General features: G+C 73.5%; 21 protein-coding genes. 16 read left to right on the top strand and 5 right to left on the bottom strand.

The window, feature by feature from the left end:
* The first annotated feature begins 2 nt into the window (after positions 1-2).
* From ACIGO6_RS07695 to ACIGO6_RS07630, 14 genes are all read left to right on the top strand, one after another.
* Positions 3-281, top strand: coding sequence for a gas vesicle protein GvpG (locus tag ACIGO6_RS07695; protein ID WP_399872728.1), 279 nt, complete (start codon positions 3-5; stop codon positions 279-281).
* Entirely contained in the window at positions 278-853 is a 576-nt protein-coding gene (locus tag ACIGO6_RS07690; protein ID WP_399872725.1) for a hypothetical protein, read from the top strand. The genes ACIGO6_RS07695 and ACIGO6_RS07690 overlap by 4 nt, the downstream gene beginning before the upstream one ends.
* Positions 850-1,710: an SRPBCC family protein gene (locus ACIGO6_RS07685; protein WP_399872723.1), complete on the top strand. Its 861-nt coding sequence runs from the start codon at positions 850-852 to the stop codon at positions 1,708-1,710. The genes ACIGO6_RS07690 and ACIGO6_RS07685 overlap by 4 nt, the downstream gene beginning before the upstream one ends.
* Before the next feature lie 18 nt (positions 1,711-1,728).
* Positions 1,729-2,073 (top strand): gas vesicle protein, encoded by a 345-nt coding sequence (locus tag ACIGO6_RS07680; RefSeq protein WP_399872721.1) that lies wholly within the window; start codon positions 1,729-1,731, stop codon positions 2,071-2,073.
* Positions 2,070-2,936, top strand: coding sequence for a GvpL/GvpF family gas vesicle protein (locus ACIGO6_RS07675; RefSeq protein ID WP_399872719.1), 867 nt, complete (start codon positions 2,070-2,072; stop codon positions 2,934-2,936). The genes ACIGO6_RS07680 and ACIGO6_RS07675 overlap by 4 nt, the downstream gene beginning before the upstream one ends.
* Before the next feature lie 47 nt (positions 2,937-2,983).
* On the top strand, positions 2,984-3,193 hold the full coding sequence (locus tag ACIGO6_RS07670; protein ID WP_399873606.1) for a gas vesicle protein: 210 nt from the start codon (positions 2,984-2,986) through the stop codon (positions 3,191-3,193).
* Positions 3,190-3,483, top strand: coding sequence for a gas vesicle protein K (locus ACIGO6_RS07665; RefSeq protein ID WP_399872717.1), 294 nt, complete (start codon positions 3,190-3,192; stop codon positions 3,481-3,483). The genes ACIGO6_RS07670 and ACIGO6_RS07665 overlap by 4 nt, the downstream gene beginning before the upstream one ends.
* A gap of 113 nt (positions 3,484-3,596) precedes the next feature.
* Complete coding sequence (locus tag ACIGO6_RS07660; protein ID WP_399872715.1) at positions 3,597-4,703, top strand: substrate-binding domain-containing protein; 1,107 nt, start codon at positions 3,597-3,599, stop codon at positions 4,701-4,703.
* Positions 4,704-4,829: 126 nt separating this feature from the next.
* Positions 4,830-6,161 carry an ABC transporter substrate-binding protein gene (locus ACIGO6_RS07655; RefSeq protein WP_399872713.1) on the top strand — a complete coding sequence of 444 codons (1,332 nt, stop codon included), beginning with the start codon at positions 4,830-4,832 and terminating at the stop codon, positions 6,159-6,161.
* Positions 6,162-6,186: 25 nt separating this feature from the next.
* Entirely contained in the window at positions 6,187-7,173 is a 987-nt protein-coding gene (locus tag ACIGO6_RS07650; RefSeq protein WP_399872711.1) for a carbohydrate ABC transporter permease, read from the top strand.
* Positions 7,170-8,033, top strand: coding sequence for a carbohydrate ABC transporter permease (locus ACIGO6_RS07645; RefSeq protein ID WP_399872709.1), 864 nt, complete (start codon positions 7,170-7,172; stop codon positions 8,031-8,033). Before ACIGO6_RS07650 ends, ACIGO6_RS07645 begins: the two co-directional genes overlap by 4 nt.
* Before the next feature lie 59 nt (positions 8,034-8,092).
* Positions 8,093-9,073 (top strand): hydroxyacid dehydrogenase, encoded by a 981-nt coding sequence (locus tag ACIGO6_RS07640; protein ID WP_399873603.1) that lies wholly within the window; start codon positions 8,093-8,095, stop codon positions 9,071-9,073.
* Positions 9,070-10,965, top strand: a complete 1,896-nt coding sequence (locus ACIGO6_RS07635) for a DUF2264 domain-containing protein (protein WP_399872708.1) — start codon at positions 9,070-9,072, stop codon at positions 10,963-10,965. The genes ACIGO6_RS07640 and ACIGO6_RS07635 overlap by 4 nt, the downstream gene beginning before the upstream one ends.
* A gap of 297 nt (positions 10,966-11,262) precedes the next feature.
* Positions 11,263-13,542, top strand: coding sequence for a catalase (locus ACIGO6_RS07630; protein WP_399872705.1), 2,280 nt, complete (start codon positions 11,263-11,265; stop codon positions 13,540-13,542).
* A 54-nt stretch (positions 13,543-13,596) separates the two neighbouring features.
* Here the strand turns inward: ACIGO6_RS07630 and ACIGO6_RS07625 are convergent, their stop codons facing one another.
* Positions 13,597-14,478: a YegS/Rv2252/BmrU family lipid kinase gene (locus tag ACIGO6_RS07625; RefSeq protein WP_399872703.1), complete on the bottom strand. Its 882-nt coding sequence runs from the start codon at positions 14,476-14,478 to the stop codon at positions 13,597-13,599.
* Positions 14,479-14,555: 77 nt separating this feature from the next.
* Positions 14,556-16,154, bottom strand: coding sequence for an FAD-binding oxidoreductase (locus tag ACIGO6_RS07620; RefSeq protein ID WP_399872701.1), 1,599 nt, complete (start codon positions 16,152-16,154; stop codon positions 14,556-14,558).
* Between the two features lie 69 nt (positions 16,155-16,223).
* Between ACIGO6_RS07620 and ACIGO6_RS07615 the strand changes: the two genes are divergently transcribed.
* Positions 16,224-16,841: a TetR/AcrR family transcriptional regulator gene (locus tag ACIGO6_RS07615; RefSeq protein WP_399872699.1), complete on the top strand. Its 618-nt coding sequence runs from the start codon at positions 16,224-16,226 to the stop codon at positions 16,839-16,841.
* Positions 16,838-18,421: a glycerol-3-phosphate dehydrogenase/oxidase gene (locus tag ACIGO6_RS07610; protein ID WP_399872697.1), complete on the top strand. Its 1,584-nt coding sequence runs from the start codon at positions 16,838-16,840 to the stop codon at positions 18,419-18,421. The genes ACIGO6_RS07615 and ACIGO6_RS07610 overlap by 4 nt, the downstream gene beginning before the upstream one ends.
* 84 nt (positions 18,422-18,505) lie before the next feature.
* Here the strand turns inward: ACIGO6_RS07610 and ACIGO6_RS07605 are convergent, their stop codons facing one another.
* From ACIGO6_RS07605 to ACIGO6_RS07595, 3 genes are all read right to left on the bottom strand, one after another.
* A complete protein-coding gene (locus tag ACIGO6_RS07605; RefSeq protein ID WP_399873600.1) occupies positions 18,506-18,784 on the bottom strand; it encodes a hypothetical protein in 279 nt (92 codons plus the stop codon).
* Positions 18,785-18,859: 75 nt separating this feature from the next.
* On the bottom strand, positions 18,860-19,273 hold the full coding sequence (locus ACIGO6_RS07600; RefSeq protein ID WP_399872695.1) for an ATP-binding protein: 414 nt from the start codon (positions 19,271-19,273) through the stop codon (positions 18,860-18,862).
* A gap of 167 nt (positions 19,274-19,440) precedes the next feature.
* A complete protein-coding gene (locus ACIGO6_RS07595; RefSeq protein ID WP_399872692.1) occupies positions 19,441-20,820 on the bottom strand; it encodes an endo-1,4-beta-xylanase in 1,380 nt (459 codons plus the stop codon).
* Between the last annotated feature and the right edge of the window lie 8 nt (positions 20,821-20,828).

Raw genomic sequence — 20,828 nt, 5'->3', positions numbered from 1 at the left:
CGGTGGGCATCGTGAGCGGCCTCCTGCTGCTGCCCCTCGCTCCCGTGAGGGGCACGGCGTGGATCGCCGACCACCTGCTCCAGGAGGCCCGGCGCCAGTTCCACGACCCGCGCGCCGTCCAGGCGCGGCTGGCCGCGCTGAACCGGGCGCTGGACGAGGGCGCCATCGACGAGGCGGCATTCGAACGGGAGGAGGAGCGCCTGCTCGCCCTCCTCGAACGCCCGACGCGGCCCACCGGCCGCACGACAACCACGGATCGAGCGCGGAGAAGACACCTATGAGTGACAACAGGGCGGCCCTGGCTGCGGCCGTGGCGAGCGGATATCTCCTGGGCCGCACGAAGAAGGCGAAACTGGCCTTCGTGGTCGGCTCCTATCTCGCGGGCCGGCGGCTCGGCCTGGCCCCGGGCCAGGTGCTGTCCCAGGGGCTGGGCAGACTCCAGCAGGCGCCGCAGTTGCAGGAGTTGTCCGACCAGGTACGCGGTGAGCTGCTGACCGCCGGACGCGCGGCCGTCACCGCCGCGGCGAACCGCAGGCTCACCGGCCTCGCGGACACCCTCCGCGACCGTACCGACGCACTCACCGGCGCGGGCCGACGGGACGACGACCACGACGACCACGACGACCACGGCAGTCCGGAGGAGGAAGCCCCGGACGAGGACGCCTACTTCGACGAGGAGGACCGGCGGCCGGCGCCGCCCCGGAAGACGGCCAAGAAGGCCCCGCCGCACAAGTCACCGCCGCACAAGGCCGTGCCTCCCGCGAAGAGGACCGCCAAGAAGACCGCCAAGAAGGCCGTGCCGGCGAAGCGGACCGCGGGCTCGGGCCACCGGCGCGGAGGTGACCGCGGATGACCCCCGACCAGCAGGAGAAAGAGGGTACGTCCCCCCTCGGCGACGTGAAGGACGCCCTCGGCGGATACCTCTCCGCCTCCGGTCACAGCCTCGTGGGCAAGGCGGGGCAGCGGATCGGTGGGCTGACCGACCGACTCACCTCGTCCGCCGACGGCCGAAGCGCCAAAGGCGGCGGCGGATCGAAAGGCGGGGCCCGCGGCGGCAGCATCAAGGCGACGCACATCATGGAGGTCGTCGACATCGGCGTCCCCCTGCGCACCGTCTACGACCAGTGGACCCGGCTCCAGGACTTCAGCGGCTTCACCAAGGGCGTCCGCAGCGTCTCCCCCAACGACGAGATCACCTCCGACTGGAACGTCAAGGTCGGTCCGTCGAGCCGTAGTTGGAAGGCGACCGTCCAGGAACAGGTCCCGGACTCACGGATCGTCTGGACCTCCGAGGGCGCCAAGGGCAGTACGCGCGGTGCGGTCACCTTCCACGAGCTGGCGCCCCGGCTGACCCGGGTCGTGGTCGTCGTCGAGTACTACCCGGCGGGCTTCTTCGAGAAGACCGGCAACCTCTGGCGTGCCCAGGGACGCCGGCTGCGGCTGGACCTGAAGCACTTCGCACGGCACGTGACCCTCATGGGCGACGAGGAGGTGGAGGGCTGGCGCGGGGAGATCCGCGACGGCGAGGTCGTCCGCAGCCACGAGGAGGCCCTGGAGGAGGAGAACGCCGACCACGAGGAGGACGAGGACGAGTACGAGGAGGACGACGACGAGGAAGGTGAGTACGACGACGAAGACGAAGCCGAGGACGAGGACCATGAGGACGACGACGAGTACGAGGACGACGAACGTGCCCGCCCGTACCGCTGACGTCGCGCGGAGCACCCGATGACGGACGTCGACCACCGCTTCGCGAGCCCGGAGGCGCAGCCCTACGCGCCCGTCACCGGCAACCTCGCCGACCTCCTCGAACGGGTCCTCGACAAGGGCATCGTCATCGCCGGCGACATCAAGATCGACCTCCTCGACATCGAACTGCTCACCATCCGGCTGCGTCTGTTCATCGCCTCCGTGGACACCGCGCGCAAGGCGGGCATCGACTGGTGGGAGACCGACCCGGCCTTGTCCTCCCGGGCCGCGCGGGATGCGCTCGCCGAGGAGAACGCGCACCTGCGGGCCCGGCTCGACGCCCTGGAGGAGGCCGCCGGGGACCCGGTCGGAGCCGTCCGGTGAGCGCGGCCACGGGCGGCCCGTCGGCCCCCGCGTTCGTCTGCGCGTTCGCCGTCACCCGTACCCCGCCGGACGTCGACGCCCTGGCCGCGGCGACCGGTCACGAGGAGGGCGGTCCGCTGCGCGTGCTGCACGCGGGAGGCCTGAGCCTGGTCGTCCAGGACGTCCCCGCCGCCTTGTTCGACGAGGAGGCACTGGCCCGGCGGCTCAACCGGCCCGACGATCTGGAGCGCTGCGCCCGTGCCCACCACCGGGGTGTCGAGGCCGCGAGCGGGCAGGGCCCGGTCGTTCCGCTGCCGATGGCGACGCTGTACCGCGGTGACGACAGGGCGCGGGAGGCCGTCGCGGCGCGGGCGGCGGTGCTGGGCACGCTGCTCGACCGCCTGCGGGGCCGCAGGGAATGGGCGGTGAAGGTGCACGCCGCCGCGCGCGCGACCGACGCCGACACCACCACCGTCGGCGCCCCCGCCGCCACCGGTGGGCGTGCCTACCTCAGCCGGGCCAGCGCGCGGCGCCGCGACCGGCAGGAGACGCACGGGCGGGCGCTGGCCGAGGCGGAGGCCGTCGACACGGAGCTGCGACGGTACGCCGTCGCCGCCACGCGGCACCGCCCGCAGAGCGAGCGGCTCACGGGCCGGCGTACTCTCCAACTGCTCAACGCCGCCTATCTGGTGGAGGACGCCGCGTCCCCCGCGTTCACCCGCGCGCTGGCCGGGCTCACCGCCGACGGGCGGCTCGCGGCCGTGGAGGTCTGCGTGTCGGGGCCGTGGATCCCTTACTCCTTCGCCCGCTGGGACGAGGACCCGGACATCACGGAACACGCGGGCACCCGACACGACCGCACGGAGCAGGAGGCCCCCTCGTGACCTCTCCCGTGACCGCCTCGGACCCCCGCACGCCGGGCCCCGCGCCCGTGCCCTGGGACGGCCCGGAGCCGTACGCGCCCATCGGAGTGCCCCTGGTCGACCTGCTGGACCGGGTGCTCGCCACCGGTGTCGTCGTCAGCGGCGACCTGGTCCTGGCCATCGCGGACGTACCGCTCGTACGGATCTCGCTGCACGCCCTGCTGTCGTCGGTGAACGAGCGGATGCCCGCGCCCTGGCCGGACAGCGGGCCGTTGTGACCGCGCCCCGCAGCCACGCCCTCGACCTGGACCCCGAGCGGGTCACGAACGACCTGGCCGCGCTGGTCCTCACCGTCGTGGAGCTGTTGCGCCAGCTCATGGAGCGCCAGGCCGTGCGCCGTTTCGACGAGGGCACCCTGAGCGCGGAGCAGGAGGACCGGCTCGGCACGGCGCTCATGCTGCTCGACGCGCGCATGGACGACCTGTGCGCGCAGCACGGGCTGACCCGCGCCGATCTCAACCTCGACCTGGGTCCTCTGGGCCCGCTCCTTGCTGACCCCGAACCGTAGTCGCCCCACGGACCTCCTGCGCCCGGTCTTCCAGGGCCCTCCCGCGCCGGGACGAGCGATCGCTATGATGACCGCGAATCGCTCAAACGAACATTGCCGGGTGAGGAGGCCTGATGCGGGAGCCGGTCGATCTCAGGCGCCAGCGGATTCTGGCGGCGGTCCAGGCGCGCGGTACCGCGCGGGTGCGCGATCTGGCCGACGAGTTGCAGGTCTCCGTGGTCACGGTGCGCCGGGACGTGGAGGAGCTGACGCGGGAGGGCAGACTGCGGCGCGGGCACGGCGTCGTCCGGTCGACGCTGCCCGTCCCGGACGCGGCCCCCGATGCCGCCGCGGCGGCCGGGGACCGGGTGGCCGTGGTGGTCCCCGTGCGGCACTCGTATCTGAACGAGGCCCTGCACGGCGCCCGTACGGTCCTGGAGGAGGCCGGGCTGCGGCTGGCCCTGCACCTCGCGCCGCAGGCCCCCGGTACGGAACGTCCGCTGGTGGAGCGGGCGCTGGCGGACGGGGCGCACGGGCTGCTGATCGCGCCCCGCTGGCGCGCCCGGGCCGAGGAGGAGGCCGACCACGAGTGGCTGGCCGCGCTCGGGGTGCCGACGGTGCTGATGGAGCGGCGCCCGTGGCGCGGCAGCGCGCTGCACGCCCTGGACTCGGTGTGCTCGGACCACTGGTACGGCGCTCATCTGGCCGTGGAGCACCTGGTGGGGCTCGGTCACCGGCGCATCGTGTTCGCCACGCGCCACGACAGCCCCACCGCGCGTTCGCTGCGTGCCGCCTTCGCCGAGATCGCCGAGGCGCATCCGCTGGTGGAGCAGTGGGCGTGGGCGCTCGTCGCGCCGGAGGCCGGGGCCGACGGGCCGTACTCGGCGGACGAGACGGCCGAGTTGCCGGCACTGATGCGCAAGGTGGAGGCGACCGCCGTGGTGCTGCACGGCGACGTGGACGCGCTGATGATCGTGCAGCGGCTGGCGGAGGAGGCGGTGCGCGTGCCGGAGGACTGCTCGGTCGTGGCGTACGACGATGTCGTGGCCGGTCTCGGCTCGCCGCCGCTGACGGCCGTGTCGCCGCCGAAGACCGAGGTCGGGCGCGTGGCCGCGGAGCTGCTGCTCCAGCGGCTGTCCGACGCGTCCGGCGGCCTGCCGGGCCGGCGCGTGGAGCTGCTGCCGCGGCTGACGGTGCGGGGTTCGACGGACCGCCCTTCGCTGGACCGTCCGGCCATTTGAGCGTTTGAGCGTTTCATTTTCTTCTGATCGATCTATTGACCGTTTGTGCTGGAGCCTTCAGGATTCCCGTGTCCCGAACAGTCGGGCCCGCACCGACGCGGACCCGCAGGAGCCGCGGGAGGCGCCATGCCCGGACGACCCAGCCGTCGCTCCGTGCTCGCCGCGATGGCCGCCGTACCCCTGACAGGAGCCGTGAGCGCCTGCAGCGGGGGGAACGGCGCCTCGTCGGCCCGCACGAGCACCACCACACGCATCACCTTCTGGTCCGCCCTGCGCGGCAGCCAGGAGGTGGTCGACGCGTTCAACCGCACCCACCGGAACATCCAGGTGGAGTTCCAGCAGATCCCCTCCGGCGGGCAGGGCGGCTACGCCAAGCTCAGCAACGCCGCCCGGGCGGGCAACGCGCCCGACGTCGCCACCATCGAGTATCCGCAGGTGCCGGGGTACGCCATCGACGGCGTCGCCCGTGACATCACCGACCTCGTCAGCGACGGGCTGCGCCGCAAACTGCTGCCCCAGGCGCTCGGGCTGACCACCTTCGAGGGCCGGGTGTTCAGCGTGCCGCTGGACGTCGAGCCCATGGTCATGCACTACCGGGCCGACCTGTTCGAGCAGTACGGCCTCAGGGTCGCCCGCACCTGGGACGAGTTCGCCGAGCAGGCCGCGACCGTGCGCCGCAAGGCCCCGGACCGCCGGCTGGTGCTGTTCCCCACCGACGGCATGACCCAGTTCGCGGCCTACGCCTGGCAGGCGGGCGCCCAGTGGTTCGACACCGCGAAGGGCGCCTGGAACGTCTCCCTCGCCGACGCGCCCTCCCGGCGGGTCGCGGACTACTGGCAGGGGCTCATCGACCGGGACGACGTCTTCATGAACGCCGTCGAGAGCAGGCAGGCGGACGCCCAGATCGGCAACGGCCTGGTCCTCACCCGGCTCAGCGGCGCCTGGGACGCGGGCGCCCAGATGAACGCACGGCCGGGACAGAAGAACCAGTGGCGGATCGCCCCGCTGCCGCAGTGGGACACCGGCAACCCCTCCGCCGGCACGCACGGCGGCTCGACCTTCGCGATCACCAAGGACAGCCGCCGTCCCGAGGCCGCCATGGAGTTCATCGAGTGGCAGGTCTCGCACCCCGACGCCCTGCGCGCCCGCCTCTCCAGCGGCACCAGCAGCCAGTACCCGGCCGCCCCCGGCCTCGTCTCCGTGGGCCGCGAGGCGTTCGACCGGTCGTACTACGGCGGGCAGGACATCTACGGCCTGTTCGAACAGGAGGCCGAGCGGATCGGCGAGGGCTGGCTGTGGGGTCCGCGGATGAGCGCCACCCAGAAGGTCATGCAGGACTCCTTCGCCCGTGTCGGCGCCGGCCAGGGCTCCCTCGTCGAGTCGCTGCGCACCGCGCAGGAGGGCACCATGCCCGACCTCAAGGCCCTCGGCCTGTCCACCACCCAGCACAGCACCTGAGCCGACGAAAGGCAGGTGACACCCCATGACCACGACCGCCCACACACGGGTGCCGACCGGTGCGTCCCGCGCCACAGCCCCGGCGCCCTCCGCCTCAGGGCTGCGCGCCCGCAGAGCGGCGAAGCGCCGCCAACTGACCGCCGCAGGCGTCCTCATGACGCCCTTCTTCGCCCTGCTGGTCACCGTCTTCCTGATCCCCGTCGGCACCGCCGTCTACCTCAGCTTCTACAGCGACGACCAGCCCGGCCTCGGCTTCGGCCCCGAGCGCACGATCTTCGTCGGACTGCGCTCCTACGCGGCCGTGCTCACCGACCCGACCTTCCTCGGCGGGCTCGGCACGGTCGCGCTCTACTGCCTCATCTACATCCCGCTGATGGTCGTCGGCGCGCTCGCCCTCGCCCTGCTGCTGGACTCCGGGGTGGTGCGGCTGCGCGCCTTCGCCCAGCTCGGACTGTTCCTGCCGCACGCGGTGCCCGGCATCATCGCCGCGCTGATCTGGCTGTACCTGTACACGCCGGGCATCAGCCCGGTCATCGAACTCTTCGCCCAGGGCGACATCACCATCGACTTCCTCGGCATCCACACGGTGATCCCGTCCATCGTGAACATCGCACTGTGGAGCAACCTCGGCTACAACATGGTGGTCTTCTACGCCGCCCTCCAGGCCGTGCCCCGCGAGGTGATCGAGGCGTCCGTGGTGGACGGTGCCGGACCGGTGCGCACGGCACTCCAGGTCAAGACGCCCCTGGTGCGGCCCTCCATCGTCATGGTGGCCATCTTCACCCTGATCTGGGCGCTGCAGCTCTTCACCGAGCCGATGCTGCTCAGCCAGTCCTCCCCGATGATCAACTCCCGTTTCTCGCCGAGCATGTACATCTACGACGCGGCCTTCACCCGCAACAACTACAGCCTGGCTGCGGCCGCCTCGGTCGTCCTGCTCGTCTGCACCATCGCCCTGTCCTACGGCGTCACCCGCTTCACCAGCCGCGCCGACACCGAGGAGGCCCGATGAGCGCCACCGACAGCTCGCTGCTGCGCCCCAGGCTGCTGGGCCGGGCCACGGTCAACGTGGTCGTGGCGATCTCCGTCCTCTACACGCTGCTGCCCGTGCTGTGGCTGGTGCTCGCCTCCACCAAGACCCGGGACGCGCTGTTCAGCAGCGACCTGCTGTCCCTGAGCGACTTCTCCTTCGTGCAGAACCTCGAGGACCTGTTCGCCATGGACGGCGGGCTGTACAGCCGCTGGTACGTCAACAGCCTGCTCTACGCGGTGCTGGGCGCGGCAGTCGGCGCGCTGGTGAGCGTCGCCTGCGGCTACGCCTTCGACAAGTACCGCTTCCGGCACAAGGAGAAGCTGTTCGGCCTGGTGCTGGCAGCGGTCATGGTGCCGCAGACCGTCCTCGCGCTGCCGCTGTACCTGATGGCGTCGGAGGCCGGCCTGGTCAACACCTTCTGGGCCGTGTTCATCCCGGTGCTGTTCAACCCGTTCGGCGTCTATCTCGGCCGTATCTTCGCGCGGGGTTATGTGCCCGACGAGGTGCTGGAGGCGGCGCGGGTGGACGGGGCGGGCGAGCTGACCACGTACGCCCGGGTGGCGCTCAGGATGCTCGGGCCCGGACTGGTCACCGTCTTCCTCTTCCAGCTGACCGCGATCTGGAACAACTTCTTCCTGCCCATGGTGATGCTGTCCGACCAGGACCTGTATCCCGTCAGCCTCGGCCTGTACCAGTGGAACAGCTCGGCGTCCGTCTCGCCGGAGTACTACCCCGTGGTGATCATGGGTTCGCTGCTCGCCGTACTGCCGCTCATCCTCGCCTTCGTGCTGCTCCAGCGTTTCTGGCGCAGCGGCCTGACCGCCGGAGCCGTCAAGTGACCGACCCGCACGCCCCCGACTCACCCGACGGCGGGTACCGGCCCCGGGCCGCCGTGGCCATGTCCCCGGACGCCGCCGCGGCCGTCCTCGACCCGCAGTCCCTCGACGCCTTCCGCCGGGTGTGCGACCTCGCGCCGCTCCCGGTGCTGGACGACCTGACGACACCGCGGGCCCGGTCCGTACTGGCCGACGCCGAGCTGCTGATCACCGGCTGGGGGTGTCCGCCGCTGGACGCCGAGGTACTGCGGGCGGCGCCGCGGCTGCGGGCGGTGGTGCACACGGCGGGCAGCGTCCGCGGCCATGTCACCGACGCGTGCTGGGAGCGGGGCGTCGAGGTCTCCTCCGCCGCCGCGGCGAACGCCGTGCCGGTGGCCGAGTACACCCTCGGCATGATCCTGCTCACCGGCAAGCGGGTGCTGGAGCGGGCCCGCGACTTCCGGGTGTCCCGGTCCCGCGGCAACTGGCTGCGCACCCCGCGCAGCGTCGGCAACTACCGCCGCACGGTCGGCATCCTGTCGGCCTCGCTGATCGGCCGCCGGGTCGTCGAGCTGCTGCGCCCGCACGACGTCGACGTCCTGCTGCACGACCCCTACGTCAGTGCCGCGGACGCCGCCGCACTCGGTGTCGAACGCGTCGAGCTGCCCGAGCTCTTCGCGCGCTGCGACACCGTCAGCGTGCACACCCCGCTGCTGCCCACCACCCGGGGCCTGGTCACCCGCGCCCTGATCGACTCGATGCCGGAACAGGGCGTACTGATCAACACCTCCCGGGGGGCGGTCGTCGACCAGGAGGCGCTCACCGACGCCGTGCTCGCGGGCCGGATCCGGGCCGTCCTCGACGTCACCGACCCCGAGGTGCTGCCCGCCGACCACCCGCTGTGGGACTGCGAGAACGCCCTGATCACCCCGCACCTCGCCGGCTCCGAGGGCAACGAGTGGCGCCGCCTCGCGGACCTCGCCCTCGCCGAGTGCGCCCGCTGGGCGTCCGGTGCCGGCTTCCTCCACCCCGTACGACGCGAAAGGCTGGCGTTCCTGGCATGAGCATCCCGTTCGAACTGCCCACCGAGGACCGGGCGCTGAGCCCGTACACCGGCTGCACCCGGGCCCACTGGGAGGCCGTCGCGGACGGTCTGCTGTGGGCGGCGTGGCGCTGGAGCACCCCTGGCTGCGCCCTGCTCGACCTGCCGGGGCGGCCCTCGCGGTCGGGCGTGCGCTCCGACGGGCTGGAGGGCTTCGCCCGGACGTTCCTCGCGGCGGCCTTCCGGGTCGCGGGCGCCGACGGCGACGATCCGCACGGCTGGCTGGACCGGTACGCGCGGGGCCTCGCCGCGGGCACCCTCACCCCCGGCCGCGAGGACACCGAGTCCTGGCCGCTGATCCTCGACCACGACGTCCAGGGCCAGCCGATGGTCGAGTCGGCGTCGGTCGCGCTCGGGCTCCGGCTGACCGCGCCGTGGCTGTGGAAGAACCTCGACGCCGGGGTGCAGGACCGGGTGGAGGAGTGGCTGCGCGGGGCGCTGCGGCATGTGCCGGCGCCGAACAACTGGTACCTGTTCCCGTACACGGTCGCCGGTTTCCTGGAGTCGGTCGGCCGCGGCGACGCCGAGACGGCCGCGGCCCGCGAGCGGGCGCTGGAGCTGATGGAGGGCTGGTACCGGGGCGAGGGCTGGTACGCCGACGGCGACGGCCGCGCCTTCGACCACTACAACGGCTGGGCCCTGCACCTGTACCCGGTGCTGGACGCCCATCTGTCCGGTGACGCCGAGCAGGGCGCCCGGTACGGCGACCGGCTGCGCACGCACCTGGAGGGCTTCTCGCTGATGTTCGGCGGCGACGGTGCGCCGCTGCACTTCGGCCGGTCGCTGGCGTACCGCTTCGCGGCCTCCTCGGCGGTGAGCCTGGGCGCGGTGACCGGGCACACGCCGCTGACGCCGGGTGTCTCGCGCCGGCTGGCGAGCGGCAGTCTGCGGTACTTCCTCGACCGCGGCTCGCTCACCGACGAGGGGCTGCTGAGCCTGGGCTGGCACGGACCGCACGAGGCGTCGCTGCAGTCGTACTCCGGCCCCGCCTCGCCGTACTGGGCGTCGAAGGCGTTCGTGTCGCTCCTCGCACCGGCCGGCCACCCGCTGTGGACGGCCACGGAGGAGCCCGCGCCGGTGGAGGAGGCCGACCGCGTGGTGGCGCTCACCGCGCCGGGGCTGCTGGTGCAGGCGACGCGCGGCGACGGGATCGTACGGCTGCACAACCACGGCAGCGACCACGTGCGGCCGCACGAGGGCGAGTCCGCCGCCGAGGACGACCCGCACTACGGGCGGCAGGCCTACTCGACCCGGACCGGCCCCACGGCGGCGGACAACGTCGCCGACAACCACCTGTCGGTGGAGGTGAACGGCCGGCGCAGCGTGCGGCGCCGCATCCATCCGCTCGGCGCGGGACACGGCGACGGCTGGGGCTGGGCGGCGTCCTGGCACCGGCCGGTGTTCGCCGGCGGGCCCCCGATGGTGCCGGGGCTGCGGGTGGAGAGCGTGACGGTGGCGCGGGGGCCGTACGAGCTGCGGGTGCACCGGGTGGTCGGCGCCCCGGCCGGGGCACGCCTCACCCACACCGGGTGGGCCACCGGCCCTGAGGAGCCCCTGGTCTCGACGCTGCACGGTCTGCACGGCTGGCCGTCCGAGCCCGAGACCGTGCGCGCCCCTCAGGGCACCGCCTACACGCCGTGGGCCGAGCTGCCCCGGCTGTCCGGCGAGGCGGGCGGCACCTCCCTGCACGTCTGCCTGGCGGCGCTCACCGGTGAGCCGGGGCCCGTCGCCCCGGCACGGGCCGTCACGGAGGTCGTGGCCGACGACACCGGCGTCGAGGTGGTCTGGGCGCTCGACGGCGCGCGCACCCGGGTCTCCTTCGAACCGGTGGGGGTGACGCACACGGAGGGTTAGGGCCTGTCCGGCGGATCGGGTCGCAGGAGAACCGCGGGATCAGGTCGCACGAAAGCCGGGTCTCTCCGGCGCGAGTCGGGGGTTCGAGGGCTCCGGTCGGCAGGTCCGGTCGGGGCCCTCCCTCGTGCGCGCGCCTCCGGTGGCGCGCCGCGGCCACGCCGGTGACGCTGGTACGGCACCGGTGTGAAGGAGCTCCCCGATGCGTTTTCGCGTGCCCATGCCTTGAGTCCCGATCGCTGGGTTACTCGAACCGGCCCGGCCGCGTGCAGCGGCCCGCCCAGAACGGAGAGAAGGCTGATGAGCGAGGCCAACCCCCTCAAGCGGGTAGCCCACAAGGTCACCGAGAGCCTGCAGGGCGACGGTGGCGGGCCGGCCGACGGGATTCCCGGCAAGCCGGGTGTCGAGTCGCCCCCCGTCGACGAACCCACCGAGCCGAGGGAGCCGTTGCACGCGAAGCCGGACCAGAGCGGTCCGGACACCGTGTCGCCGACCGGCCAGCCGACCGGGGCGGAACAGGCCCGGGTGGCGCAGTCGGGGAGCTATCTGACGAACGCTCAGGGCACCCGGCTGTACGACACCGATCACTCGCTCAAGGCCGGGCCGCGCGGGCCCGTGCTGCTGCAGGACCATCACCTGCGCGAGAAGGTCATGCACTTCGACCACGAGCGCATCCCGGAGCGCGTGGTGCACGCCCGCGGCGCCGGTGCGCACGGGGTCTTCCAGAGCTACGGCACGGCGGCCTCCGTGACCAAGGCCGGGTTCCTCGCCGCGGACGTGGAGACGCCGGTGTTCACGCGGTTCTCCACGGTGGTCGGCTCGCGGGGGTCGTCGGACACCGTGCGCGACACCCGCGGTTTCGCGACGAAGTTCTACACCAGTGAGGGCGTCTTCGACCTGGTCGGCAACAACATCCCGGTCTTCTTCATCCAGGACGCGATCAAGTTCCCGGACGTCGTGCACGCCGCGAAGCCGCACCCCGACCGGGAGATCCCGCAGGCGCAGAGCGCGCACGACACCTTCTGGGACTTCGTCTCCCTGCACACCGAGGCGACCCACCACACGATCTTCTTCATGGGCGACCGGGGCATCCCGCGCTCCTTCCGGATGATGGAGGGCTTCGGCGTCCACACCTTCCGGCTGGTGAACGCCGAGGGCGCCACGACGCTGGCGAAGTTCCACTGGAAGCCCAAGCTGGGCGTGCACTCCCTGGTCTGGGACGAGGCGCAGCTGATCAACGGCGTCGACCCGGACTTCCACCGCCGGGACCTCGCCGACGCCATCGAGGCGGGCGCGTACCCGCAGTGGGAGCTGGGCATCCAGACCTTCCCGGACAACCCGGAGCAGACCTTCGAGGGCATCGACCTGCTCGACCCGACCAACCTCGTTCCCGAGGAGCTCGCCCCGGTGCAGCCGGTCGGGCTGCTGACCCTCAACCGCAACCCGTCCAACTTCTTCGCCGAGACCGAGCAGGTCGCCTTCCACGTCGGCCACCTCGTGCCGGGTATCGACGTCACGGACGACCCGCTGCTGGCGGGGCGGTTGTTCTCGTACCTGGACACCCAGATCACGCGGCTGGGCGGTCCCAACTTCCCGCAGCTGCCGATCAACCGGCCGCACGCCCCGGTCAACGACATGCTGCGCGACGGCATGCACCAGACGGCCGTACACCGGGGGGTGGCGCCGTACCGGCCCAACTCCCTCGACGGCGGCTGCCCGTTCGTGGCGGGAGCGGCCGAGGGGGCGTACGTCGAGACGCCGGCCCGGGTCCCGGAGTCGACCAAGGTGAGGGACGCGCCGGAGTCGTTCGCGGACCACTTCAGCCAGCCGCGCCGGTTCTGGCTGAGCATGAGCCCGGTGGAGCGCGAGCACATCATCGGCGCCTACACCTTCGAGCTGGGCAAGTGCTACGAACAGGCCATCAGGGAGCGGACGCTCCAGGTCCTGGCCAACATCGACCCGGAGCTGTGCGCCGGCGTCGCCGAGGGCCTCGGCCTGCCCGCGCCGAAACCGACCGTGCCGCTGGCCGACGTCGAGCCCAGCCCGGCGCTGTCCCAGGTCGGCCGGACCTGGCCGACCGACGGGCGCGTCGTCGGCATCGTGACCGGCGGGGCCGACCTGGAGGGCGTGAACGCCGTGCGGGAGGCGGTGCTGAACGCCGGGATGGTGCCGTTGGTCGTGGCGCCGACCGGCGGCACCCTCGGCTCGGGCGACGCGGCGCTGACCGTCCAGCGCAGCTATGTCACCGCGCGGTCCGTCGAGTTCGACGCCGTGCTGCTCGCCGGGGCGCCGGACATGGGCAGCGACGCGTACACGCCGCGCGACTACAAGTCGGGCCCGGCGCCCGCGCGGCCGGGGACGACCGATCCGCGGGTGAGCCTGCTGGTGTCGGAGGCGTTCCGGCACGGCAAGGCGATCGGCGTCTGGGCGGGCGGCGAGGTCGCGCTGGAGGCGTCCGGGGTGCCCGTCGACGCGCCCGGTGTGGTGGTCGCCGACTCCGGTACGGCGGCGCTGGAGCGGGTCACGGAGCTGCTGGGCTCCCACCGGGTGTGGGAACGGTTCACCACGCCCCGGGGCTGAGCGCCGCACCCGCCGGGCCGGTCACCGCCCCCGGTGACCGGCCCGGCGGCGTGTTCAGCACAGGACGCGCAGGGCCCCGGGCAGCACCCTGGCGGTGACGGGGACGGCCGCCTCGACCTCGCCGTCGGCGCCGTACGGTATGGCCCGGTCCGCCTCGATGCGGATCTCCTGCCCGCGCAGGACGCGGACCTGGGGCCGGTGGACGTGGGCGCCCGACCCCAGCTCGTTCATCAGGGCGAAGAACAGCCGCCGCGGCGCCTCGTGGATCATCACGACCTCCAGCAGGCCGTCGTCCACGCGGGCGGAGGGGGCGATGAGCCGGTTGGAGCCGTAGTAGCCGGAGTTGGCGGCCACCACCGTGTAGCCGGTGAACGCGTGCTCCTCGCCGTCGACGGTGACCCGGTAGCGCGTCGCACGCCAGCTCGCGACGGCGCGCAGCGCGCCCGTGTAGTAGGAGGCGGTGCCGCGCAGCAGGCGCGCGCGGTTGGCGTGGTGGTTGGCGAGCGCGTCGACACCGGCGTACACGCTGCCGAGTACGACGGTGCGGTCGTGGACGGCCGAGGTGACCTCGATGGTGTCGACCGGGCGGGGTGCGCCGTGCAGGAGCACCCGGGCGAGTGCGGCGGGCTCGGTGGGCAGGTCCAGGGCGCGGGCGAAGTCGTTGCCGCGGCCGGCCGGGACGAGACCGAGCAGCGCCCCGGTGCCGCTGAGGGCGCCGCCGATGCCGCCGGCCATGCCGTCACCGCCGACGGCGAGCACCACCCGGCCCCGCTGTCCGGCCTGCCGGGCGAGTTCCCGGGCGTGCGCGAGGCTGCGGCTGTACTCGGTCTCCAGCCCGGCGCCCGCCTCCCGCAGCAGCCGGGCCACCCCGAGCAGCGCGGCGGCCGAGGTGGCGCCGCCCGCGGTGGGGTTGACGACGGCGGTGAACTGTCGCATCGATGTGCCTCCGGACTGACGGGTGGGGCCGGACTGTTGTCTCACGGGGTGGGCGGGCGCCGGTCGGCGGGGTGGGTTCAGTCCGCGGGCAGCAGGACGCCCGGGTTGAGCAGCCCGGCCGGGTCCAGGCTCCGCTTCACGGCGCGCAGGGCCTCGACGCCGAGGGGGCCGGCCTCCCGGACGTACCAGTCGCGGTGGTCGGTGCCGACCCCGTGGTGGTGGGTGATGGTGCCGCCGGCGGCGAGGATCGCCTCGTTGGCGGCGTGCTTGGCCCTGGTCCAGTGCGCCACGGCGTCGTCGCCCTGGGCGGAGACGACGGTGAAGTACAGGGAGGCGCCGTTCTCGTAGACGTGCGAGATGTGGCACATGACCAGCGGCGGGGTGCCGGCCTCGGTGAGGGTGCCGGTGAGCGCGTCGCGGACGGCGGCGTACAGGGCGGGCAGCCGCGACCAGTAGGCCGCTGTCTCCAGGGTCTCGGCGAGGGCCCCGGCGTCGAGCAGGGAGTCGCGCAGGTACGGCGCCGAGTAGCGGCCGTGGGCCCAGCGCTCCCCCGGTTCCTCGCCGGCGAAGGTGCCGCCGCTGTCGCGCAGCACGGCGGCGGCGCCCTCGCGGCGGTGGGCGGTGTCCTCCTCGGTGCCCTCGAAGCCGACGACGGCGAGGCAGCCGGCGTCCTGGCGCGCGAGGGAGTCGCCGATGGCGTCGGGCTGGGCGAGGCCGATCAGGGTCTCGGTCTCGTCGGACAGGCGCAGCACCGTGGGGCGCGGGCCGTCCTGGGCGAGGCGGCGCAGGGCGGCGGCGCCCTGGTCGAAGGAGGCGAAGCGCCACCCCTCGTAGCGGCGGACCCGGGGCACGGGGCGGATGCGTACGGTGACGGAGGTGATGACGCCGAAGGCGCCCTCCGAGCCCAGCACGAGCTGGCGCAGGTCGGGGCCGGCCGCCGAGCGCGGGGCGCGGCCGGTGTCGAGGGTGCCCGCGGGAGTGGCGAGGGTGAGGCCGAGCACCATGTCGTCGAAGCGGCCGTGGCCGGCGGAGGCCTGTCCGCTGGAGCGGGTCGCGGCGAAGCCGCCGATGGTGGCCCACTCGTAGGACTGGGGGAAGTGGCCGAGGGTGTATCCCTGTTCGGCAAGGAGGGCCTCGGCCTCGGGGGCGCGCAGGCCGGGTTGCAGGGTGGCGGTGCGGGAGACCTCGTCGAGGTCGAGCAGGCGGTTCATGTGCCGCAGGTCCAGGGCGACGAAGTCCCGGCGGCGGGCGGGGGCGAGGCCGCCGACGACGGAGGTGCCGCCGCCGAACGGGACGAGGGCGAGGCCGTGTTCGGCGCAGGCGGCCAGTACGGCGAGCACTTCGTCGTGGCTGTCCGGCAGGACGACGGCGGCCGGGGTGTCGGTGGTGTCGCCGGCCCGTATCCGCAGCAGGTCGGGGGTGGACTTGCCGCGGGTGTGCCGGACACGGGTCTCGGCGTCCGTGCGCAGGCGGTCCGGGCGGTCGCCGACGGCGGCCGCCAGCGCGCGGTGGGCGGCGGCCTCCAGCGGCGAGTCGGGGACGTCGATCCGCTCCAGCGGTACGGATGCGGCGTCGCGGGGCTTCACGCCGAGCAGTTCGCCCAGCAGCCCGGTCACCGTGTCGGGCAGGGGCGTCGCCCTGGCCGGATCGCCCCAGCCGTTCCACAGCATGTCCATGACCTGTCGTCCTCACGGTCGGTTCGGGGATGCCGTCGACGCGGCCCCACGGGCGTTACACTGTTACACATGACGCCCAACCGTCACAACCACTCGAGCCGGCCGAGCCCCTCGGACAACGACACGGTGCTCGACGCCGTGCGCGACTGCGTCCTGGCCGTCGGAGTCCGCCGCACGACCATGACCGACGTGGCCCGCCGGGCCGGCGTCTCCCGGATGACGCTCTACCGGCGCTGGCCCGATGTGCGGTCGCTGGTCGGCGACCTGATGACCCGCGAGTGGATCGCGGTGGCCACCGGGTCCGTCCCCGCACCCCGGGCGGGCCTGGGCACGCGTACGCGCCTGGTCGAGGGGCTCGTGGCGGGCGTGGCGGCCTTCCGCGACCACCCGCTCTTCCGCAAGATCGTCGACGTCGATCCCGAACTGCTCCTCCCCTATGTCCTGGACCGCCGCGGGGCGAGCCAGGAGGCGCTGCTGGAGCTGCTGGCGGAGTCCGTGCGGGAGGGGCACGCCGACGGGTCGGTGCGCGCGGGGCACCCCGAGCGGCAGGCCCGGTCCGTGCTGCTGATCGTCCAGTCCTTCGCCCTGTCGCTGCGGACCATGACCGACGAGGACGACGCCGAGCTGACCCCCGCGGCCTTTCTCGCCGAGCTGCGCACCATCCTGGAGAGGACCCTCACGCCATGACCCCGACCAGCGGCCCCGCCGCCGGGACCTCGCTGTCCGCCGCGCGGCGCTCGCGCGAACTGACCGACGCCGTCGGCGGCCCCGTCGTGGACGTCCTGGTCGTCGGGCTCGGCGCGACCGGGGCCGGCGCGGCCCTGGACGCCGCGGCGCGCGGACTGAGCGTCGTCGCGGTGGACGCACACGACCTGGCCTTCGGCACCTCCCGCTGGAGCTCCAAGCTCATCCACGGCGGACTGCGCTACCTCGCCTCCGCGCAGCTGGACGTCGCGCACGAGAGCGCGGTGGAGCGCGGGGTGCTGATGGAGCGCACCGCGCCCCACCTGGTGAGCGCGCAGCCGTTCGTACTGCCGCTGACCCCGCTGGTCCCCCGCGGTCAGGCGGCCCTCGCGTGGGCGGGCTTCCGGGCCGGTGACACCCTGCGGCTGGCCGCGCGCACGGCGCGGGCCACGCTGCCCGCTCCGCGCCGGCTCTCCGCGGTGGAGACCCGTCATCTCGCCCCGGCGCTGCGCTCCGACCGGCTGCGCGGCGGACTGCTGTCCTGGGACGGCCGGCTCACCGACGACGCCCGGCTGGTGACGGCGCTCGCCCGGACCGCCGCCGCGCGGGGCGCCCGCGTCCTGACCCGCGTCCGGGCCCTGGAGCTGACCTCGTCCGGCGCCCGGATACGCGACGAGGTCACCGGTGAGGAGGGCGTGATCCGCGCCCGCGCGGTGATCAACGCCTCCGGTGTGTGGGCCGGCGACCTCGTGGACGGCATCCGTGTCCGGCCCTCCCGGGGCACCCACCTGGTCCTGCGCTCCGACCGGCTCGGCCCGCTCCCGGCGGGGCTGCACGTGCCGATCCCCGGGGAGACCAACCGCTTCGTCCTCGTCCTGCCGCAGGGCGACGGCCGCGTCTACGTGGGACTGACCGACGAGCCCGTGGACGGGGAGATCCCGGACGTTCCCGAGGTGCCCGAGACCGACGTCGGCTTCCTGCTCGACGTGCTCGGCTCGGTGCTGGACACGCCCGTCCACCGCGAGGACGTGGTCGGCGCCTTCGCGGGCCTGCGGCCCCTGCTGGACACCACCTCCGCAGGCCGGCCCGGCAGCGGGCCCCGTACGGCGGACGTCTCCCGCCGGCACGCCGTGCTCACCTCGTCGGAGGGGGTGATCACCGTGGTCGGCGGCAAGCTCACCACGTACCGGCGCATGGCCGAGGACGCGGTGGACGCCGCCGTCGCCGCCCGCCGGCTGGCCGCCGGCCCCTCCCCCACCGCCGCGCTGCCGCTGGTCGGCGCCGCCGCACCGCACGCCCTGGCCGCGCTGCGGGCTCCGCGCCGTCTGGTCCGGCGCTACGGCACCGAGGCACCGGCCGTCCTCGCCCTCGCCGCCCGGGATCCGCGGCTCGGCGAGCGCGTCCTGCCGGACCACCCCGTCACCCGGGCGGAACTGCTCTGGGCCCTGCGCCACGAGGGAGCCCTCGACGAGGCCGACCTCCTCGACCGGCGCACCCGCATCGGCCTGGTCCCCGCCGACCGCGCAGCGGCCCTGGACACCGCCCGCGCCCTGATCGCCGGGATCAGCGCCGCGCAGCCCTGACGCCGTCGGCACGAGCGGCCGCCCGGACCCCCACTCCCGGCAGGGCACCGACGGACCCTGCCGGGGCCGGTGGGGCGGGCGGCGTCAGGTGCCCCGGCTGTCGTCCTGGACGGCCTTGCGGACCTTCGCCTCGATCTTGTGTCGGGACTGGCCCCCTTCCTTGACGTACTCCGTCATCGCGGTCTGCGCGTCCCGGTCCAGGTCGCGCCAGGCCCGTACGGCGGTCTCGTATGTGGTCGACTGCCGCCGGGTCCACTGATGCTGCGTGGGAGGCCCGTACGAGTCGCGCAGCTCCTCGACCCGGTGCTGCGCCAGGTCCGCCGCGCGGCGCTTGTGCACGAGCTCCTCGAATGTGTGAGCCACCACACCTCGACGGTAGTCAGCGCGGCGCGCTCGCGCGCGTCGAGCGGGCCCCGACCGCCCGACGCCGGTCAGGCCCTAGCGCAGCGGCAGGCGTGCGTACACCGTCTTGCCCGTCGCATGGGGCCTGGTGATCACCTCGTCGCACAGGCGCGTCACGATCTCCAGGCCGTGCCGGCCGACCCGCAGGGGATCGCGGGGCAGAAACGTGGGGAAGCCCTCCCCCGTGTCCGACACCGCGATCTCCACGGCGTCGTCCACGAGGGTCAGCTCCAGCCGGCAGGGCCCGGGTGCGTGCCGGAGCGCGTTCGTCACCAGCTCAGTGGCGACCAGGCGGGCGGCGTCGAGGAAGGTGTCGGCCAGTTCCACGTCCCGCTCGCCGAGTCGCGCGACGAAGCCGCGCACGATGTCCCGGGAGGCGGGGATCATCGCCGAGCCGCCCCGGAACTCGACGGGCGCGTCCGCGGCATCGGGTCCGTGCGCCGGAGTCATACCCGGAGTCATACAGAGCCTCACCGTCCGGTCCGGGGCCGAGGGGGGAGCGAAGGCTCCCGGTCCCTCACGATACGCACCGGGACGGTTCTCACGGCTCCGTTGCCCCAACTTCCGCCCCACCCGCCGTTTTTGACCGGATCGGCAACGAACCCCGCCGACCGGGGTCAGGAGGCGGTGCAGGTCCCGACCGCGGGCGCGGCGTCGCTGCCGTTCTTCGTCACCGTGAAGCCGAAGCTGGTCGACGCGCCGGCCGCCAGGGAGCCGTTCCAGCTCGGCCGCGCGGTCATGACGTCGCCGCCGCCGTCCCAGGTGGCCGTGGTGTTCCAGGTGGCGGAGACCCGCTGCGGCGAGGACACCGTGACGGTCGTGGTCCAGGAGCTGATCGGCTCGCTGCCCGCGGTGATGGTGACCTGGCCGTTGTAGCCGCCGCTCCAGTCCGCGGTCCTGGTGTACGTGGCGGTGCAGCTCGCCGTGCCGCCTCCCGGCTCGCCGCCGCCGTCACCGCCGAGGGAGGTCAGGACGGCGTCGTAGGCGGGCTTCTTGTTGTAGTCGCCGTCGAACAGCAGCGGGGTGCCGCCGCTGCGCCACGAGTACTTGTCGGTGACGCCCCAGACGGTGATGCCCGTGCAGCGGTCCACGGCGAGGCACGCGTCGACCACGTCGGCGTAGCTGTCGGCCTGGGCGGTGCCCGAGCCCTCGATGTCGAGCTCGGTGATCTGCACGTCGACGCCGAGGTCGGCGAAGCGCTGGAGGTTGGCCCGGTAGTCGGCGGGGACCGGGGAGGCGCTGTTGAAGTGGGACTGGAAGCCGACGCAGTCGATGGGCACGCCGCGGGACTTGAAGTCCTTGACCATGGCGTAGACGGCATTGCTCTTCGCGTTGACGCCGTCGGTGTTGTAGTCGTTGTAGCAGAGCTTGGCGGCGGGGTCGGCGGCGCGCGCGGTGCGGAACGCCTCCTCGATGAAGCCGTTGCCCAGCTTGTCCTGGAAGGGGGAGCTGCGGCGCGCGCCGCTGCCGCCGTCCTGGAAGGCCTCGTTCACCACGTCCCAGCTGTGGACCTGCCCCTTGTAGTGGTCCATCACCCGGCTGATGTGGTTGTTCATCGCCGTGCGCAGGTCGGCGGCGCCCAGGCCGCCCACCCAGGAGGGCAGTTGGGAGTGCCAGACGAGGGTGTGGCCGCGGACGTCCATGCCCTGGGACCGGGCGTGGTTCACGATCTGGTCGGCGGCGCCGAAGGTGAAGGTGCCGCGGCTGCCTTCGACGGCGTCCCACTTCATCTCGTTCTCGGGCGTCACCGAGGTGAACTCACGGTCCAGGGTGGCGGCGTAGGCGGACTCGCCGAGGTGGTTCGCCGCGACGGCGGTGCCGAAGTAGCGGCCCTTTCCGGCAGCGGCGGACCCGAGCGTGTCGGCGGCCTCGGCCGCATGGGCCGTGGCGGTCAGCGCCGTGGCGGACGCCGCCGAGACGGGCAGCGTCGCGGCGGCGACGAGAACGGCGATGGTTCTCGGCAGACGGCGACACAGGGTCAGATGGGTCATGCTCATGACATCCC

It is taken from the genome of Streptomyces sp. NPDC053750 (genome assembly GCF_044544295.1).
In the GTDB taxonomy this organism is placed as follows: domain Bacteria; phylum Actinomycetota; class Actinomycetes; order Streptomycetales; family Streptomycetaceae; genus Streptomyces.
The sequence above is the reverse complement of the archived record's forward strand: the minus strand, read 5'-3'. Positions and strand labels throughout refer to the sequence as shown.

Excerpts from the sequence above, each read along its gene's own strand:
- ACIGO6_RS07625 (WP_399872703.1), bottom strand. The coding sequence starts at position 14,478 with ATGCGACAGTTCACCGCCGTCGTCAACCCCACCGCGGGCGGCGCCACC.
- ACIGO6_RS07610 (WP_399872697.1), top strand. The coding sequence starts at position 16,838 with ATGACCCCGACCAGCGGCCCCGCCGCCGGGACCTCGCTGTCCGCCGCG.
- ACIGO6_RS07650 (WP_399872711.1), top strand. The coding sequence starts at position 6,187 with ATGACCACGACCGCCCACACACGGGTGCCGACCGGTGCGTCCCGCGCC.
- ACIGO6_RS07660 (WP_399872715.1), top strand. The coding sequence starts at position 3,597 with ATGCGGGAGCCGGTCGATCTCAGGCGCCAGCGGATTCTGGCGGCGGTC.
- ACIGO6_RS07630 (WP_399872705.1), top strand. The coding sequence starts at position 11,263 with ATGAGCGAGGCCAACCCCCTCAAGCGGGTAGCCCACAAGGTCACCGAG.
- ACIGO6_RS07615 (WP_399872699.1), top strand. The coding sequence starts at position 16,224 with ATGACGCCCAACCGTCACAACCACTCGAGCCGGCCGAGCCCCTCGGAC.
- ACIGO6_RS07595 (WP_399872692.1), bottom strand. The coding sequence starts at position 20,820 with ATGAGCATGACCCATCTGACCCTGTGTCGCCGTCTGCCGAGAACCATC.
- ACIGO6_RS07620 (WP_399872701.1), bottom strand. The coding sequence starts at position 16,154 with ATGGACATGCTGTGGAACGGCTGGGGCGATCCGGCCAGGGCGACGCCC.
- ACIGO6_RS07680 (WP_399872721.1), top strand. The coding sequence starts at position 1,729 with ATGACGGACGTCGACCACCGCTTCGCGAGCCCGGAGGCGCAGCCCTAC.
- ACIGO6_RS07685 (WP_399872723.1), top strand. The coding sequence starts at position 850 with ATGACCCCCGACCAGCAGGAGAAAGAGGGTACGTCCCCCCTCGGCGAC.
- ACIGO6_RS07645 (WP_399872709.1), top strand. The coding sequence starts at position 7,170 with ATGAGCGCCACCGACAGCTCGCTGCTGCGCCCCAGGCTGCTGGGCCGG.
- ACIGO6_RS07640 (WP_399873603.1), top strand. The coding sequence starts at position 8,093 with ATGTCCCCGGACGCCGCCGCGGCCGTCCTCGACCCGCAGTCCCTCGAC.
- ACIGO6_RS07690 (WP_399872725.1), top strand. The coding sequence starts at position 278 with ATGAGTGACAACAGGGCGGCCCTGGCTGCGGCCGTGGCGAGCGGATAT.
- ACIGO6_RS07635 (WP_399872708.1), top strand. The coding sequence starts at position 9,070 with ATGAGCATCCCGTTCGAACTGCCCACCGAGGACCGGGCGCTGAGCCCG.
- ACIGO6_RS07600 (WP_399872695.1), bottom strand. The coding sequence starts at position 19,273 with ATGACTCCGGCGCACGGACCCGATGCCGCGGACGCGCCCGTCGAGTTC.
- ACIGO6_RS07655 (WP_399872713.1), top strand. The coding sequence starts at position 4,830 with ATGCCCGGACGACCCAGCCGTCGCTCCGTGCTCGCCGCGATGGCCGCC.